At 71.2% G+C, this 15,590-nt stretch carries 25 protein-coding genes; 1 reads left to right on the top strand and 24 read right to left on the bottom strand.

Annotation, left to right across the window (positions count from 1 at the left end):
* Positions 1–12: 12 nt before the first annotated feature.
* From H4F70_RS06545 to H4F70_RS06505, 9 genes are all read right to left on the bottom strand, one after another.
* A complete protein-coding gene (locus H4F70_RS06545) occupies positions 13–408 on the bottom strand; it encodes a hypothetical protein (protein WP_182359559.1) in 396 nt (131 codons plus the stop codon).
* A 16-nt stretch (positions 409–424) separates the two neighbouring features.
* Positions 425–1,351, bottom strand: coding sequence for a phage major capsid protein (locus H4F70_RS06540; protein ID WP_182359557.1), 927 nt, complete (start codon positions 1,349–1,351; stop codon positions 425–427).
* A gap of 14 nt (positions 1,352–1,365) precedes the next feature.
* Entirely contained in the window at positions 1,366–1,770 is a 405-nt protein-coding gene (locus H4F70_RS06535) for a capsid cement protein (RefSeq protein ID WP_182359555.1), read from the bottom strand.
* A 1-nt stretch (position 1,771) separates the two neighbouring features.
* Positions 1,772–2,977 carry a head maturation protease, ClpP-related gene (locus tag H4F70_RS06530; RefSeq protein WP_182359553.1) on the bottom strand — a complete coding sequence of 402 codons (1,206 nt, stop codon included), beginning with the start codon at positions 2,975–2,977 and terminating at the stop codon, positions 1,772–1,774.
* Positions 2,974–4,257, bottom strand: coding sequence for a phage portal protein family protein (locus H4F70_RS06525; protein WP_182359551.1), 1,284 nt, complete (start codon positions 4,255–4,257; stop codon positions 2,974–2,976). The genes H4F70_RS06530 and H4F70_RS06525 overlap by 4 nt, the downstream gene beginning before the upstream one ends.
* A gap of 16 nt (positions 4,258–4,273) precedes the next feature.
* Complete coding sequence (locus H4F70_RS06520; protein ID WP_182359549.1) at positions 4,274–5,845, bottom strand: hypothetical protein; 1,572 nt, start codon at positions 5,843–5,845, stop codon at positions 4,274–4,276.
* Positions 5,793–6,197, bottom strand: a complete 405-nt coding sequence (locus H4F70_RS06515) for a hypothetical protein (RefSeq protein ID WP_182359547.1) — start codon at positions 6,195–6,197, stop codon at positions 5,793–5,795. Before H4F70_RS06515 ends, H4F70_RS06520 begins: the two co-directional genes overlap by 53 nt.
* Positions 6,198–6,377: 180 nt before the next feature.
* Entirely contained in the window at positions 6,378–7,067 is a 690-nt protein-coding gene (locus tag H4F70_RS06510; protein ID WP_182359545.1) for a RapZ C-terminal domain-containing protein, read from the bottom strand.
* A 395-nt stretch (positions 7,068–7,462) separates the two neighbouring features.
* Positions 7,463–8,155: a hypothetical protein gene (locus H4F70_RS06505; RefSeq protein WP_182359543.1), complete on the bottom strand. Its 693-nt coding sequence runs from the start codon at positions 8,153–8,155 to the stop codon at positions 7,463–7,465.
* Positions 8,156–9,638: 1,483 nt separating this feature from the next.
* Here H4F70_RS06505 and H4F70_RS06500 point away from each other — a divergent pair.
* Complete coding sequence (locus H4F70_RS06500) at positions 9,639–9,944, top strand: hypothetical protein (RefSeq protein WP_182359541.1); 306 nt, start codon at positions 9,639–9,641, stop codon at positions 9,942–9,944.
* A gap of 32 nt (positions 9,945–9,976) precedes the next feature.
* On the opposite strand, the gene H4F70_RS06495 is transcribed toward H4F70_RS06500, so the two are convergent.
* Genes H4F70_RS06495 through H4F70_RS20795 form a run of 15 tightly spaced genes read right to left on the bottom strand, consistent with a single transcriptional unit; the run spans position 9,977 to position 15,494 of the window.
* Positions 9,977–10,606, bottom strand: coding sequence for a 3'-5' exonuclease (locus H4F70_RS06495; RefSeq protein WP_182359539.1), 630 nt, complete (start codon positions 10,604–10,606; stop codon positions 9,977–9,979).
* The gene (locus tag H4F70_RS06490) at positions 10,599–11,255 is read right to left on the bottom strand and encodes a hypothetical protein (protein ID WP_182359537.1); all 657 of its coding nucleotides are present in this window, start codon (positions 11,253–11,255) and stop codon (positions 10,599–10,601) included. The genes H4F70_RS06495 and H4F70_RS06490 overlap by 8 nt, the downstream gene beginning before the upstream one ends.
* On the bottom strand, positions 11,252–11,641 hold the full coding sequence (locus H4F70_RS06485) for a RusA family crossover junction endodeoxyribonuclease (protein WP_182359535.1): 390 nt from the start codon (positions 11,639–11,641) through the stop codon (positions 11,252–11,254). Before H4F70_RS06485 ends, H4F70_RS06490 begins: the two co-directional genes overlap by 4 nt.
* Positions 11,631–11,828 (bottom strand): hypothetical protein, encoded by a 198-nt coding sequence (locus tag H4F70_RS06480; RefSeq protein WP_182359533.1) that lies wholly within the window; start codon positions 11,826–11,828, stop codon positions 11,631–11,633. The genes H4F70_RS06485 and H4F70_RS06480 overlap by 11 nt, the downstream gene beginning before the upstream one ends.
* Positions 11,825–12,085 carry a hypothetical protein gene (locus H4F70_RS06475; protein ID WP_182359531.1) on the bottom strand — a complete coding sequence of 87 codons (261 nt, stop codon included), beginning with the start codon at positions 12,083–12,085 and terminating at the stop codon, positions 11,825–11,827. Before H4F70_RS06475 ends, H4F70_RS06480 begins: the two co-directional genes overlap by 4 nt.
* Entirely contained in the window at positions 12,075–12,776 is a 702-nt protein-coding gene (locus H4F70_RS06470) for a hypothetical protein (protein ID WP_182359529.1), read from the bottom strand. The genes H4F70_RS06475 and H4F70_RS06470 overlap by 11 nt, the downstream gene beginning before the upstream one ends.
* Positions 12,769–12,930 carry a hypothetical protein gene (locus H4F70_RS06465; protein ID WP_182359528.1) on the bottom strand — a complete coding sequence of 54 codons (162 nt, stop codon included), beginning with the start codon at positions 12,928–12,930 and terminating at the stop codon, positions 12,769–12,771. Before H4F70_RS06465 ends, H4F70_RS06470 begins: the two co-directional genes overlap by 8 nt.
* Positions 12,923–13,321, bottom strand: a complete 399-nt coding sequence (locus H4F70_RS06460; RefSeq protein WP_182359526.1) for a hypothetical protein — start codon at positions 13,319–13,321, stop codon at positions 12,923–12,925. The genes H4F70_RS06465 and H4F70_RS06460 overlap by 8 nt, the downstream gene beginning before the upstream one ends.
* Positions 13,318–13,464, bottom strand: coding sequence for a hypothetical protein (locus H4F70_RS06455; RefSeq protein ID WP_182359524.1), 147 nt, complete (start codon positions 13,462–13,464; stop codon positions 13,318–13,320). Before H4F70_RS06455 ends, H4F70_RS06460 begins: the two co-directional genes overlap by 4 nt.
* Positions 13,461–13,589, bottom strand: coding sequence for a hypothetical protein (locus H4F70_RS20800; protein WP_268968334.1), 129 nt, complete (start codon positions 13,587–13,589; stop codon positions 13,461–13,463). Before H4F70_RS20800 ends, H4F70_RS06455 begins: the two co-directional genes overlap by 4 nt.
* Positions 13,586–14,317: an alpha/beta hydrolase family protein gene (locus H4F70_RS06450; RefSeq protein WP_182359522.1), complete on the bottom strand. Its 732-nt coding sequence runs from the start codon at positions 14,315–14,317 to the stop codon at positions 13,586–13,588. Before H4F70_RS06450 ends, H4F70_RS20800 begins: the two co-directional genes overlap by 4 nt.
* Positions 14,314–14,925 carry a hypothetical protein gene (locus H4F70_RS06445; protein WP_182359520.1) on the bottom strand — a complete coding sequence of 204 codons (612 nt, stop codon included), beginning with the start codon at positions 14,923–14,925 and terminating at the stop codon, positions 14,314–14,316. The genes H4F70_RS06450 and H4F70_RS06445 overlap by 4 nt, the downstream gene beginning before the upstream one ends.
* A gap of 1 nt (position 14,926) precedes the next feature.
* Positions 14,927–15,082, bottom strand: coding sequence for a hypothetical protein (locus tag H4F70_RS06440; protein WP_182359518.1), 156 nt, complete (start codon positions 15,080–15,082; stop codon positions 14,927–14,929).
* Positions 15,079–15,369 (bottom strand): hypothetical protein, encoded by a 291-nt coding sequence (locus tag H4F70_RS06435; protein ID WP_182359516.1) that lies wholly within the window; start codon positions 15,367–15,369, stop codon positions 15,079–15,081. Before H4F70_RS06435 ends, H4F70_RS06440 begins: the two co-directional genes overlap by 4 nt.
* On the bottom strand, positions 15,366–15,494 hold the full coding sequence (locus H4F70_RS20795; RefSeq protein ID WP_268968361.1) for a hypothetical protein: 129 nt from the start codon (positions 15,492–15,494) through the stop codon (positions 15,366–15,368). Before H4F70_RS20795 ends, H4F70_RS06435 begins: the two co-directional genes overlap by 4 nt.
* Positions 15,495–15,590 lie beyond the last annotated feature (96 nt).

Here is a 15,590-nt window from a genome sequence, read left to right as displayed (position 1 = left end):
GTCAGTCTCCGATCACGACAGGGCCGCGATCAACGCGTCCCGGTCCATCTCCGCCACCTGCTCGATGGGCAGGCCGCGGGCGAGCGCGTACTCGGCCCACGTGTCCCGGGTCGCCGTCATCCGCGGACGCTCGGGCCCCGCCTCTGCGCCCTCGGGTTCGGCCACTTCCTCGGCGGCACCGTCCTGCGTCCCGGCGGGCTCGGCCACCGGGACCGGATCTGCGGCGGCTTCCGACGTCGCGGAAGCCCGGCGCACAGCCTTGACGACTCCCCGGCGCGCATGCCGCTCGCCCTCGGCCTTGGAGATCTCGACGACGTCGCCGGCCCGGTGACGCTGGAACACCGGCGCCTCCGCGGCCGACGACAACCGACGATCCCACTGCTCTGCCAGCACCTTGTACTTCGGCATTGTCAGGCCACCACCCTCACGCTGCGATGCCGCTGATCCAGCAGGCCGAGAGCGGCTCGTCCACGCCGACCGCGCGGATCTGGGAGACGTCGGAACGCCACGACTCGGTCGGCCCGCCGTTCGGCCCGCCGCCCTCGCCATACATTCCGGTGGCCTCCATCGGCCGCGGGTCCGCGTAGAACCCGGTGATCCCGCGCTGCAGAACGAGCGCCTTGGTCTTCGGCCAGAACCGCGAGGTGAACACCGTCATGCCCATCAGGCTGGACGGCAGCACGCCGGTGTAGGCGATGTTCTGGTCAGCGATGTTGCCGGTGAACAGCCCCTTGAACTCGGAGGAGTCCATCAGCGCCGGCAGCACCGCAGGGTTGACGACGATGCTGTCGGCCAGGTAGCCGAGCGGCTGCTCGGAGTCTCCGTCGAACACGGCGCCGTTGACCTTCTCTATCGCGGCCGCGATGTCGTGGCGGGGCGTGCCCGCCGACGCCGACCACTCGTCGGTGGCCGCGACCGACTGCAGCGACGCGCCAGTGAGCGCGGCCTGCAGCGACTTCTCGTTCGAGCGGATGACGGTGTTCGACGCCGCCCGCACCTGCTTGTTGACGCGGTCGAGCTGATTGAAGTCCCGCATCTCACGCGACACGCGCACGCCGAGCGCGATCTTGTGGCCGACAGCGAAGTCCGGCTCGGCCTCATCGGACCCGAACACGGGGATCTCGCCGAACTCGCCGACGACCTCCGGGCCTCCGTCGAGGAACACAGGCGCCGACTTCGTGAACTGGACGACCGGGCTCGCGGGCTTGCCTCCGTTGCGGAAGATCGCCTCGACCAGCAGGTTGTTCCGGACCAGCTCGACCACGCGGGTGGGGATGACCGTCGGGCTGCCGAGCAGCTGGGAGACGGTGACCTGGGGCCCATCGAAGATGGACACGATGCTCTTCGTCATGGCAGTTGCTCTCCTCAGATGCCCAGCCGGACCAGCACCGTGTTGGCGGTGTCCGACTTCTTCTCGATGACTCGGCCGACGATCTCGCCGACCGTCTCGGTTCCCGCGGACTTCTTCACCGCGCCGTCCGCGTCGGCGACCACCAGGTCACCGGCGGCCGCGGTACCGTCCGATGCGATCGGCACGACCGCGGGGCACGTGGCCACCGCGGCGTGCGTCGGTACCGCCACGAAGTTCGTCGACGCGCCTTCGGGTGCGGCGTCGGTGAGGGCCACGCCCAGCACGTTCGCCGCCCCCGCCGCCGCCGGCTTGATCGTGCGGGCCGCCGTGCCCGGCACGACAACCTGCCCGCCGGTCACCTTCGCCTCTGCCTCAAAGGTGATCGGCCCCGTCTTGAACTTGACGTTGATTCCTGACATGTCAGCACTCCCAGCTCTTGTACTCGGCGGACTCGCGGATGTCGGCCGCCGGCTCCTCCGGCTCGCCTGCGTGCCCGATCTCCGCGAGCGGGATCAGGCCGTCAGGCATCGCCGCGAGCGCCTCGCGTACGCCCTCCGGATCCCCGGCGAACGCCGCGATCCAGTGGTCGCGACGGGCAGGCGGCACCGCGCCGGACTGGATCTTCGCGTCGACCAGCGCTTCGCGCTCGGCCTGCTCCTGCCGTGCGCGCGCCGCAGCGCCCGCCTCCGCCCCGGCGCGCAGCTGCTCGAGCGTCTCCGAGTCGACCGCGACCATGCCGCGCTTCTCCATCTCTGCGGCCAGGTCCAGCTTTCCGACGACGGCGCCGCCACCGCCTCCGCCGCCGCCGGTCGCGACGACGCCCAGGCTGAGGCCGCCGGCACCGTCTCCGGCCTGCTCAGCGAGCGCCTCGTCCAACGCGGCCAGCACTGTCTTCTCGTCGGCATCCTCGGCAGTACCGAGGCGCTGACGCAGGTCCTCCATCAGGGTGGGCATGACGCCCCCTTTCCTCTCGGGAACCTCGACCGCCTCGGCCGAGGGGATCCGCGGCGCCGGCGCGTGCTCACGCCCAGCGAAGCGGAAGTTCTTCATCGACCACGCGCCCGCCCGGGCGCGCGCATCGGGGGCAGCAGAGCTGTCGACCCGGTCAGCGAGTCCCGCGTCGACCGCCTCGTCTGCGGTGAACCACGTCTCGTCGGCGACGAGCTCGCGCCACTGATCGACGTCACCGCCCGCGCGCGCCGCATAGATCGAAGTGATCGAGGTGGCCAGCTTGTCGAGCCGGTCGGCGTCCTTGCGCAGATCGCCTGCGCTGCCTTCGGTGAACAGCCAGGGCTCGTGAATCATCAACTGCGATCCGGGGCCCATCACGATCACGTCACCGGCCATCGCGATCACCGACGCCGCCGAGGCAGCCAGTCCGTCGACCACCACGGTCACCCGCGCGTCATTCGCCCGCAGGGCGTTGAAGATCGCGATTCCGTCGAAGGCGTCGCCGCCGGGGCTGTTGATGCGGACCCGCAGCTCGTCGGCGTCGAGGTCCTTGATCTGCTGGGCGATCGTCGCCGCGTCGGTGTCTCTGAACCAGGACCCGATGACGTCGTAGATGAAGATCTCCGGCGGGGCGTCCTTGGTGGCCGCGTTGATACGGCACCACGTTTTCGTCACGATTCGTCTCCCTCCGAAGGGGTTGTCGATTCCCGCCCGGACGTCCCGGGTTCTGGCGGCAACGCCATCGGGGGCAGCCCGTACATCTGACGCAGGAACTCCTCGAGCGGACGGTCCGGGAAGATCAGGCCCCCGTCCCGCAGAGCCTTGAGCGCCTCGGCCGTGGCCGCGTGCCGGGCACCGATCTCGTCGAACACCAGGCGCGGCGCCCGCTCGTCGAGCCCGAAGTTCACGTCGACAAGGTCCTCGACGATGTGCGCGTTCGCGACCGACTGGATGTAGGCGGCGCGGGTCTGCAGCGACTGCACGAACGCGTCAGCCTGCGTGCCCGCCAGCGCGTAGGAACCGCCCTTACCGTCGAGGTTGAGGAAGTGCGCAAGCACCGACTTCCCGATCTGCGCGTCCGAGTAGACGATGAGCGGCATCGGATCCGGCAGGTTCCCACTGATCCCCAACAGGCTCAGCTTGGCCCCCGACGGCACGGCGCCGCCCGCGCGCCGGCCAGCCTGAAAGTCGGAGGCCATCTTGCGGCCCTTCGCAATGTCCGCATCCGAGGCGCCGGCCGGAGCCTCGTAGATCGGCACGCCCATGCCGTTCCGCTGCACGACCTGCGGCGCCAGGCGAAGCATCGCGTTCTTGATCATCCACGGCGCGTAGCACTGGCGCAGAACGCTGTTGCCAGTCCAGTCGGCGCCTTCCTTGTCGCAGACGTACGCGACGAGACGGGACACCGGGATCCGCACGCGACGCCCCGTGACGGCCCGCATATCGCGGGTCTGCTCGATCCACTCGAGTCCGCCGTCGCGCGCGACTTCGATCTCCTGTATCGACAGGGGCATGCGCGGCGCCAGCTTGCGCAGACGCACCCGGTTCGCCTCGTCGATCCGATACACCTGCTCGAAGAACATGTGCCCGTACGGCATCATCAGGAGCGCCTGATCGAGGTGCTCGTTCCACGAGAACCGGCCACGCGTCCGTCCGGTGTTCCGCTCCGGCTGGCCGACGATCGGCAGGTTCAAGTCGTCGGCGACGTGCTGCACGACTTCGTCGCGCGCGCCGTTCGGATCGACCCGCCACACGGTGCGCTTGAGCGGCAAGGTGATCGCCCGCAGCACGGAGATCACCTGCGCGTCCTCACGGCGCATCCGGTTGTAGACCGGCAGGTTCGCCGGCCAGCGCAGCTCCGGGGTCGTCTCGTCGTCAATCGACGATGCGCTTCCGTTGCCGCCGGCCGCGTAGCCGATCTCGGAGAGAGGCGCCGGTGCGGTCGCTTCTGCCACAGCCCATCTCCTCTCGTCAGAACCCCGCCGTGGCGAGGAAGCTCGTACCCGCCGCTTCGTCGTCGCTGTCCCAGGCGGTAGTGGTCGTGTGGTCGTCGATTCCTGCGGGCGCGGGCGGCTGCGGATCCGGCGCCTGCGCCGACCGGGTGACCAGCGCCCACAGGGCGAGCGCCGCTGCGACGAGCGGCGCGATGTTCGCCTCGCACCGCCAGTCCAGGCCCCACGCGCCCGTCGTCCCGATCGGTCGTTTCTTCACCAGCGCGAGCGGCTCGGTGAGCAGCGGGTCCCCCGAATGGGTGATCCGTCCCTCGGCGATCCAGGTGACGAGCATCAAGCACGCCTGCCCCATCTCGCCGGCCGACGACTTCACCGCTTCGATGCCCTTAAGCAACAGCCCCGGCTCGAGCACGGTGGTCGGCGACTTCGCGTCCATCGCCACGGCCACCGGATCCTGCAGGTCCACCGCTCCCGCCAGGAACTCGACATCGGCGTGCGTATTCGGCGCCCCCGCGGCGCCCACCTCCAGGTGCACGCTCTCGTCTTCGCAGAACGCCGCGGACACGACCGCGGTCATTTCGCCGCCCCAGTCCCGGGCCACGCCCAACGCCGACGCGCCGGTGACGGGGGGAGAGAAAGACTCCCCGATCTCACCCGCGTCCCAGCAGGTCATGTCCGCGATCGGTTCGTGCGCCGCGGCCTCTTCCGGGTCCGGCGGGAACACCGGGATCGACAGCCGTTCGACCTTGTACCCGGCGATCCCGGACTCGCCGAGCGCCCGCGCCGACTCGAACTCGCCGTGCAGATAGCCGAAGGACGTCAGGTATCCGGTCGACGGGTTCGCCCGCAGGATCGAATCCTGCGCGCCAGGGTCGGCGTCCTCCGGCGCCGAGTACTCGATGTACGCCAGCGTCGGGTCCGCGCCGCTACGGCCGGCCCGGATGATCGAGGACCAAATCTCACAGTTCGGATGCTCGAGGAAGTTCGGCGCGCTGCCAAGGTAGATCGTCTGCGGGTTCTTGCCGGTCGTCATCGTCGCCGCGATCGCGTTGCGCGACTCGGGAGAGTAGATCATCGCCTCGTCGATCACGACCCGGTCGAAGCTGAACGACCGGGCGACGCTGTCGGTGCGGGTGCGGAACATGATCGACGACCCGTTCCGCAGCTTGATGCCCTCCTCGCCGCCGCGTCGGCGCACGCCGCCACGGGGGATCATCGCCCGCAAGTCCGGGTGCGCCTCGAGCAGCTGCACGAGCTTGTTCATGGAGTTGATCGCCGCCGGCATCTCGTGGGCGGTGTGCAGGATCCGCACGCCCGGCTCGAGCACCAGCCAGCCGAGCTCCATGTTCTCGGCGATCCCGTTCTTGCCGTTCTGCCGGGCGCACAGGATCGCGCACTTCGACGCCGCCCACCGGCCGTCGCGGCCGACGCCCATGAAGTCGGTGGTCGCGTCGATCTGCCAGGGGATCTGCACGCGCCCCACCACTGCCGCCAGGTCGAGCACCTCGTCGGCCAGCGAGTCGACGTAGTCGGGGACGTTACGAAACCGGGGCTGTTGCCAGCCGCTCAGCTCGGGCTGCGGCGAGCGCATCGAGCAACCCACCTCCCTCGCTGGTCGTCTCCTCCGTCTCGAGCTGGCGGATCGTCAGCCGCAGCACGCCCATCACCGACCGGCGCTCCGACAGCGCACCGTCGATACGCAGCACGTACTCGCCGTCGCCGTCCGGCGCGTCGATCTGCGCCCATGCGCTGACTTCGCCGGAGATCAGCCGGTCCAGCTGGTCGAGCGAGGCGACCAGCCGGCACGCCTCGGCGAGCAGTACCAGCCGCCCGGCGTCCACCTTGAACCCGGGGGCCAGCGCATCCCACAAGTGCCGTCCGCGCTCGGACATCTGCTCCGGCTGGAAGCCCGCCCGCAGGTCCGTGCCCGCCCCGTCGTTCACCGCTCACCGCCTCCCGATTTTTTCGCCGTCGAGGGAAATCTGACTCGTGACGTCGGTGGGTGGGTCAGGGGACGGGGCCCCAGATATTTCCGGGGACCCCCTACGTACGACGATTACTCGCGGGTCTCTGACCTGCACCGATACGCAGCGCAGGTCTGTGACCAGCGGTAATGCCGTCGGTCAGGTCGGCCACGCCATCGCCAGCCGCCGCGGCGCCACCACGCGGCCCACCGCGCGCGCCGCCGGGCGCGCGTCATCACGGTCCCCCGCGCCCCGTGCCGCGTTGCACGACGAGTGCAGCAGCCGGGTCGCCAGCGCCCCGCCGTCGCGCCGCGACTGCTCATGGTCCGCGGCCAGCGGCTTGCCGTCCGGGTTCGCGCTGCCGTCACGGAACATCGGCGCCCCGCACCACCAGCACGGTGCACCGTCGACGTGCCCCTTGAGGAGCCGGTCGCGTTGCTGCTGGTGCCTCCACCCAAGGCCGCGCTCCGACGTCTTGCCGCGGCCCGCCGTGCGCTTGGCCGTGGCCGCGCCGAGAGCGGCATGCCGCAGAAGCGCGGTGTGCTCATCGGCGAGCTGCTCGGCCAGCGCCTCGGCGACCACGACCGACCGGTGCCGCCCGGCGCTGCACCCGACGGCCACCGCGACGTCACCGCGCGCAGCGCGCTGCGCGATGCACCGGGCCTGCTCGTCGATGTACCGAGTCACCGCGTCGTGGCCGAGGAGCCAGTCCTTCACCTGGGCGCTGCGCCCATCGCGCGGGCGCAGACCCGGCACGTCGTGCGGGTTCGGCAACCGCCGGCAGTCGCACACCACGTCGGCGTGTGGCCGCGGCCCGCGGTCGAACCCGAACGACACGATCTCGATCACGACGACCGCCTCCTCAGGCCACGGGCCGAACCTCGCCGCACCAGCGCGCACCCGGCCGCGAACGGGGAAGGCCGACGTGCGCGTGCCCCCGCCATGGGTTCAGAGCGGGGGCACGGTGGTCGCCGGGGCGAGGCGTAGGTTCCCTCGGCTGCGCCCCAGCTTATTTGCCATGCGGGGTGCAGCTCGAATGACTACCCAGAAAGGAGTGCAGCCGAGGGAGCTTGCTCCCGCGCAGCACGACCTCACCCGATTCATCAACGGGGTCATGGGCCGAGCTTGACCGTCATCCACTCCGACTGAGCACCGGCGTGACGCGGGAAGAACACGAAAGCGCGGGGTGAACATTCACCTCGCGCTACGCGCTGAGCGTAGCACGAGCCCGCACGTAAGGGGCACTACCCGGACGCGCGGGTGCGTTGCGGCACGGCAGCGTGCGCGTCGAGCACATCGCCGAGCCGGTAGATGTCCGTCTGATCCCGGCCCACCCGGATCACCCGCACCGGCACCACATGGCCACCGTCGATGAGCGTTTCGAGGCGCCGCTTCGTCACACCGCGCGCGTCCCCGCCGATCTGCCGGCACATGTCCCGGATGCCCTGCCTGCTGAACGTGAGCATCCGCGCCCGCTGCACCTGCCGGTCGTCGAGCTGCACGCCGTCTTCGGGCGGCAGGTCCACGGCGCGGCGGCACCGGCGCATCGCGGCGGCCACCTGCGCGACGACGTCGTCGGCGCCGTCGGTCAGCGCCACGGCGATCAGCCACCGGCGCAGCCACCGTGCCACACCCAGCAGATCCCCGGTCCCGTCGTAGGTGAGCTGCCGTGCCTCGCAGGTGCGGCGCACCCACCCGGCCAGCACGGCGTGCAGCTCGTCGCGCATTTCCACGGCGTGCAGGTTCACGGGCATCGGGCTGGCGTCGAGGCGGCCCGAGCGGCCGCGGCCACCGGAGCGCACCCGGTCTTGCCGGGTCACGGTCACGGCCAGGTCCTCGACGAGGCCCGGGATCTGCTCGAGCAGCCCGCGGAGCTCCTGCTGGCCCGGGCGGTCGAGGAAGAACCCATCGGTGTCGGTGACGGTCGGGTCAGGCATCGGCGTCTCCAGTCGTAGCGGCGCAGCGGCGGCATGGTTCGGGCAGATCGTGATCGGGGCAGGTGGTTTCGGTGACCGTCGACGGCGGTCCGTGCCAGCCGTGCCACGGCGAACCGAACCGGCCCGGCGTGGGGACGTCGGGGGCGTGGCCGGCATCCCATCGGGCATCGGCAGGTTCGGGTGCAGGTGGTGGTGAGGGCTGGTGTCCGGGGGTGGGCGGAGAGGCTGGTGAGGGAACGGCAGGTGGAGTGGACGGGCGGGGACCGCGGCCACGACCCCTGCGACGACGGCGAGACCGGGCAGGTGGACCAGCAGGCGGTGACCCCGCCGTGCCGTGGCCCTTCCCCGGACCCCAACCCAACCCCTGCCCTGACCCTGCCTGGCCCACGCGCGCGTACGTCGCGCGTGCGGGCACACCTTCGTTTGCGTGGTCCGGGTCGTGGTCGGCGCGTGGTCCGGTCGTGGTTGCAGGTGGTGATGGTGGTTGACCTGGGGTGCGACCGCGCGTGGTCGCGCGTGGTCGGCCCGTGGTCGGCGCCTGGTCCGCGCCGAGTGGTGGTGTGGTCGGGGCCGTGCCCACCCCGGGGGACTCTGCGGCGGCCGTGGCCGGCGAGTCCCTCCGGGCGGGCACGGGCCCGACGCGGTCGGGCATCTCAGCGTCGGACGCGTCCGGCGAGATGCGGTGGACAGTCTCCGCGGCGGCATGACCCGGCGAGACCTTCTCGTGGTGCGCGCCGCTGGCTGCGGCACGCGGTGTTGGCTCTGCGTCGGCGGCGGCCGGCGAGCCTGTGGTCTCCGCGTCGGCTTCACCCGGCGAGACCTCGTTGTGCGTCTCTGCGTCGGCATGACCCGGCGAGACGACTTCGGTGTTCCCGGCGCGCCTGGCCGGCGCGGGGGTGGGCTCTGCGTCGCCTCCCAGCGGCGAGCCGTGCGTCTCCGCGGCGCTTCCCAGCGGCGAGACGACTTCGTGCCTGGCGCCGCTGGCGGCGGCGGGGCGAATAGCGGCGCCTCCCGGCGCAGCTGTCGGTGCCGGGCCCGCGGGTGCGGGCCGTGGTGGCTCCACGGTCCGCGGCGAGCCGACGTCACCGCGCGGCGGATCGAGCAGCACCATGTCGGCCTGCTCCGGCGTGCGGTTGCCCTTCCTGCGATTGCAGTCCTCGCAGGCGATCACAATGTTCCTCGCGCCGTCGGCCCGGGTGGGGTCGACGTGATCGAGGTGCGGACGGCGCCCGCCTTTTGAGCGGGTGTCCTTCCTGTTGACCACCACGGAGCAGTAGCGGCACTTGGCAGTCGTCGGCGTGGCCGGGTCGACGCAGTCGCGCGCCCACACGGCGTTGATGAGCTTCTGGTCCTTCAGCTCCCGCCGTTTGCGGCGGGTGACCGTCACCTGGTCGGCCCGGTCGTAGCCGAGGTCGAACCAGTCGTGGAAGACCCACGCGTCGGCAGGAGGCTGCACGCACCGCGCGCAGTCATGTCCGGGTGCATGCCACAGGCCTACCTGCACGAGCAGAGCCGCGCAGTCGTCGACCACCTGGGGGGCGAGGAAGACCCGGACAGCGTCCTGCCGGGACACGACCCCGTCGGTGAGCGAGGCTTGGCACTGGGCGCCGCACATCGTCCACAGGCCGATCGCGGCCGGCCCGCGCAGATCCCCGGCCATCGCCTGCTCGGCGAGCTCCCGATGTTTGCGGGAGTTCGTCAGCTGGTCGTCGATCTGGAAGAACACGTACGGGTCTCCTCAACTGGCGGGACGAAACAGGACAATGCGCAGGACACGGCGGGTGCGTAGTGGTGGGGCGCGGGGCCCGGCCGGGGTGGGCATCACAGCCGCGCCTCCGCGGCCGCCGACGCCGAGTACCGCTCCGGCGCCGGCTGGTGGCCCTCGTAGTCGGGACTGACCGACCCGCGGTCATCGCAGTGCGCGCGCAGCATGCGCAGGCACTCGGCCGTCGCCTGGGCGTCGCCGAGCGCCGTGTGCGGCGCCTGGTTCGTCACGCCCCACCACGCGCAGCAGACGTCGAGCCCCGGCAGCTTCAGCGGGTCCTTCTGCAGCGCGGCCGCGGTGAGCGTGGACAGATCCGCGAGCCGGTGATGCCACGTCGGTACGCCTTCGTCGCACCGGTCCGCAAACAGCGCGGCCAGGAACGCCGCGTCGAACGCCGGATTGCAGCCGGCCAACGTCGCCCCGTCTAGCCAGCCGAACAGCTCGCACAGCGCGTCATTGAGCGCCGACTTGCCCATCGCCTGCTCATACACCCGCCGCTCGAAATACTTGTTCACCGTCCACGCGCGCGGCGACGCCGCGGCCAGGTCCTCCTTGCGCAGTCCGGGGACGATCACCCTGTGGTCACCGGTGCCCAGGTCGACGGCGGCGAGCTCCACCACGGTGTGCTTGGCGGGGTCGAGCCCCGTCGTCTCGACATCGACAACGATCACGGGTCGGTCAGACATTGCGGCTCCTTCGGCTGCGTGTGGGGTCGTGGGCCCACATCGGTGGGCGGGTGGACGGGCGCGGCACCGGCGGCCGGCCAGGCGGATCCGGGGTGCCATCGTGGGCGAGGGCGGAGGGGAGGGCGCGCTGCGGGGCGCGCTCGGGGATGAGTGGGGCGTCGGGCACGTCATCGTGTTCGATGACCTCACGGCTGCCCGCGAGCCACGGGGCGTGGATCCGTGACTCGGTGCCTTCGCCCACACCGAGGAGCACGCGCTGCGACCATCGGGTGTAGGCGCGCAGCGCCTCGGAGACTCGCTCGATGCCGCGTGACGGAAGACGGACTGCTGCGGCGCGTTCGGCCGGCACACTGTCGGCGTGAGCCAGGAGTCGGCCGAATAGCAACTCGAGAGGGTCGAGCGTTGGCGGCGGGGGTGGTCCGATGAACAGCGATCCCGGGCACACCACCGGCGAAGTGTCCTCGTCATACCGGTAGCCCGGGTCGACCTCGCCGAAGCTCCGCATCTGCCGCATCCGCTCCGTCACCGCGAGCCCGTGGAAGTCGTCGCCGCAATGCGGGCACTCCGGCTGGCCCAGATTGTGGTCGTAGCCGGACGGCTCTTGAGCGAGCTGGGCGTCGACGAGGGCGTCGATCTCCTCTTCCGTCACTCCGGGGCTCCTAGTTCGGTGATGGTGATCTCGATGCGCGGCCGGGCCCGGTCGATCTCGACGCCCAACCCGACGCGGGGCACGTGCCGGTAGTCGTCATCGCCGAGCACGCCGGCCTGCACGAGGCCGTCGAGCGTGGCCTTGAGGAACGGGCCGAGCGCGTCGGCGTCGCGGCGGGTGCGGGTGGGGGCGTGCCAGACGACGTCGACCCGCGCGCGGCGCAGCCGCGGCACCCTGGCCCGCTTGGCGAGCGCCCAGACAAGCTGGCCGGCCTCGTACTTCGCCGCGCGCATCGTCCGCCAGGTGGCGCGCCTCTGCTCGTTCGCGGTCATCGGCGGCTTGCGCAGCTCGGCGACGAGCACCCAGGTGCGTGGTTCAGAGCCCATCGAGCACCTCCCGCACCCACCCGGACGCGTCCACCTCGCCGAGCACGGTCCCCATCGGCAGGCCCAGCGCATCCTCGAGGAGACCGAGCGTGCGGACGATCGCGGCCCACAGCCGGTCAGCGACGACGCCGTACGGGTCGGCAGCGAGAAGGTCGCCGGCATCACCCGGCCAATGCTCCGGGCTCACGACGCACCCCCGAAGTCACGCCGCGTACCGGACGGCGGCGGCTCGAAACCGACCGCCCGCGCCGCGTACTCGACCGCCACGAGGGTGCTCGCCACTACGGGCCGCAGCGCATCCCAGAACGCGGATACTGTCTCCGCGAGGTCGTGCTGAAACTCGCGCCGGGCACGCAAGGCCTCCTCGCGCCGGATCTCCGCGCCGATGTCCGGCAGACGGAACAGCCGCCGCCACTCCTCGTAATCCGGGTCGTCAGGCAGCACCGACATCACCGTCCAGGGCGCGGAGGAGGTCACCCGCAGGGACGAGTCGCTTTTGGTCGACCATGTTCCCGCCGCCCGCGTGGACCTTCACCCAGGGCGCATCGTCCGCCAGCTCCCGCACCCGTGCGATGGCGGACCGCGCCTCGTCACGCACAGCCTCGGCGTTGTAGAGGTTTCGCGAGAGCAGCGCCCAATCGCCCTCCCTCAGCCTCTCCGCCTCTTCCAGCGCCTCGTCACGTTGAGCGCGGAGCAGGTCCGCCGCCGCCTCCCGAAGCGCGGCCTGGTCCAGGGCATCGTCCACCTCGGCCCGCGCCTCGTCGCGTTCCTCCCGGTACTTGGTCGCCGCCCAGTTCGCCAAACCCCGCCCGAATGACCGTCCGGCGTGCTCCGAGACCTTCTCCGCGAGGGCACGGTCGGCGAGCTGGCAGCGCTTATTGAGGCGAGTGTTCGTCGCGCGGGCAGCCTGTAGCGCAGCCATCAGGTCGCGCACGAGGGCGGGTGCTGCAGCGATGAAGGCGGCGTTCGCCTCGCCCTCGTCGCCGGGCATCGACGACGGGCATACCAATGCCGCATCGCGGTGTGGCTCGCCCTGCCAGACGCTCGGGAATCCCGTCGGGTGATCGACATGCCAGGGCCCCTCGGAGATGCTGTCCATCGCCAGCTCCGCGCGGGCAATCACATCGTCAGGCATCCTCGTCCTCCTCTGCCCAGAACTCGGAGCCGCACCGCTCGCACACCAGGAACCCGCTGCCAGGGGCGTCGTCCATCGGCTTCAGCTGGTGACCATCGGTGCACCTGCCGAACCCTCGTGCCCGGTCAAGCGCGTCGTAGCGTTCGTCATTCATCGGTCCACCTCTTGATCTCGCGTTCCAGCTCGTAGCCCGCCTCGACCCGGTCGTTGGCGGCCGCCCAGGCGTCGTAGTCCTCGGCGCGCAACTCGTAGTCGACGACCGACGCCTGCCAGGCCTTCGCCAGCTTCATCAGCTCCCCCGCGACCAATTCGAGACGCACCATCCGTGCCGTCACCGCGGCGAACTCGCGCGCCACCGTCAACCGCAATCCCGCACGCTCGAGCTCGCCGGCCACGTGCACCGCGAACAGCCGGCTCCCGTCCACGTGCACGTTCGCCCCCAGCGCGGCCCGCCACCCGCACGCGCACACCACCTCCGCCGTGCGGAACGGCAGGACCACGCGGGAATGCCGGTCGATGACGTCCGCAGGCGTCACCGGGCTCACGGGCCGACTCCCACGTCGACAAGCTCGGCGCAGACGAGGCAGTACTGCTCGCCGCCGCGCCGCGTGAAGAACGACGCCGGATCGCGGCCCGCGGGAAAGTCGGCGTCCGACAGGAAACAGGTCCCGCACTCGTAGGTGGTCACCACGCCGCCTCCTCGAGGCGGGTCGCGACGGCCTCGACGACCGACGCGGCGACGAGCACGGCGCCGGCGGCCAGGCCGACACCGGCGAGTGCGACCGTGGTTGCGGTGGCTGCGATGCGCCTCATGCCGTCACCTGCCGGATCCACGCCGCGGCCTCGTGGCCGCGATACCGGTACGCCTCGAAGTGGCCGCCGGTCAGGTAGAAGCCCATCTGGTCGATCGCCCGCGAGTAGCGGCGGAACGTGCCGAACAGGTCGAGCCAGTTCCACGCGGTGGGCTGCCACCGGCCCGACCGGAGCCTGTCGATGAGGTCCTGCGCCCACACGTCCGGCGCGCCCAGGCACATCGCCATGATCTGATCCGACAGGGTGTGCAACGGGGACGGGTCCCCGGCGCAGCAGATCGGATCCTGCGTATCCCACAGCCACTTCGTCGGCATCGTCAGACTCATCGGCCCGTCGCCGGCCACCCCGTAGCCCGCAGGGGTGACGCCGCGGGGCATGAGCGGATCCGCAATGAGTACGACGCCGCGCACATCGAGGTGCGGATGCAGGCCGCGGCCGACCTCGTCGGCCACCCGGTGCGCCACCATCGCGCCCCCGGAGTAGCCGACCAGGACGGCGGGGTTGGGGGTGCGGTCGATGACGTCGAGCGTCGACGCCTTCACCCGGTCGACCGCGGTCTGCAGCGCGGGCCCCGGGTTCACCCCGACCGGGCCGACCGTGACGTAGTCGGTGACCGGCACCTCTCGAAACTGGCTGTGGTTGAGGTGCTCGAGGACGTACTCGGCCATCCGCGACTGCGGCTGCCCCACCTTCTCGCCGACGCCTTGCACGGTGACGATGTCGATCATCGGCCTGCCTCCAACACCTCGGTGAAGGGGGCATACCCGGGCATCACGCGCGCCGTGCTTCCGGCCATGAGGGCCCCTCCTCTGTCGCGGACCACCACGTGCTCGGGAACTACGTCGTCGCGGCCCCACACGCGCGGGTTCACCGGGCCCAGCGCGGACACGTGGACGGAACCGAACGTGCGGCCCCCGTTGCCGGGCCGGCCCTCCCACCCGACGATCACCTCGCCGTCGCCGTCCACTTCACTCAACACGAGGACGACGGTCACCCAACGCGGGATGGCCAAGTCCTCCGCCCCGGTGACGGTCTGCGCCCACTGGCCCACGGCCGGAGACCACTCCGATTCAGGCTCCGACGCCCGTAGCAGCCGGTCCGACTCCGCGAGGAGCACCCTGCTCGCGTCCGGGGCGCCGACAGTCGGACTTCCTCGCAGGATTCGATCCGCCTCACGTAGCGTCTCCGCATCCCTGCGCGCGCGCACGGCAGACGCGAAGGCGGCGGCGGCTTCTACTGCTTTCGCAGTGGCGATCTCCCGTAGCTCGTGTGCCGCTTGCGGGTAGTCGTTGCGATCGAGCTCTTCCGCTGCGCTGTGGATCAAGTCGGTGTCCATGTCAGGCCTCCAGTTTCGACAGGGGGATGGTGATGCGGTCGCCGTGCTCGGTGGTGAGCTCGGCGTACGGGAACGGGCTGCGGCGGATCGCCGTGATGTGGGCGTAAACGCCGGGGCGCACGGTGACCCGGTCACCCACGGCCGCGGGGCGGCTCACTTCTTCCTCCACTGGTCCGCATGCGGGCAGGAAGCGAAGTGGGCGAGGAACACCGGCCTGCCGGCGGCGCGCATGCCGTCCGCCTGCCGCGGCGACACGACCCCGGCATGCAGCGCGGACCCGGCCCGGGAGACGGCGATGTTCCCCGCCTTCGACGGCTTCGCGTCCACCGGCATCAGCGCGCCCTTCTCGGTGCGGCACCAGACGACCTCGGTGCCGCAGGACCGGCAGGGTTCGGCCCGGTCGGACACCCACACAGGTGCCTGCGGTGCGATACGGGCGGTCACGACCAGGACCCCCATCCGGTGCGCGTCCACGTGATGAAAGCGAGCCATTGGGTGATGGCGTGCCAGGTGGTCCAGTCGCGGCCGTCGCCGTAGGCGGGGGCGGGGGTGACGTGCAGGGGGGTCATCGGAAACTCCTCGGGGGGTAGGGGCGCGGCGTGGGCCGTGCGGGTCGGGTGGGCAGGCGGCGCAGGCCGAACGCGGTCGCGGCGGCGCCGTACACG

The organism is Tomitella gaofuii, assembly GCF_014126825.1.
In the GTDB taxonomy this organism is placed as follows: Bacteria; Actinomycetota; Actinomycetes; order Mycobacteriales; family Mycobacteriaceae; genus Tomitella; species Tomitella gaofuii.
The sequence above is the reverse complement of the archived record's forward strand: the minus strand, read 5'-3'. Positions and strand labels throughout refer to the sequence as shown.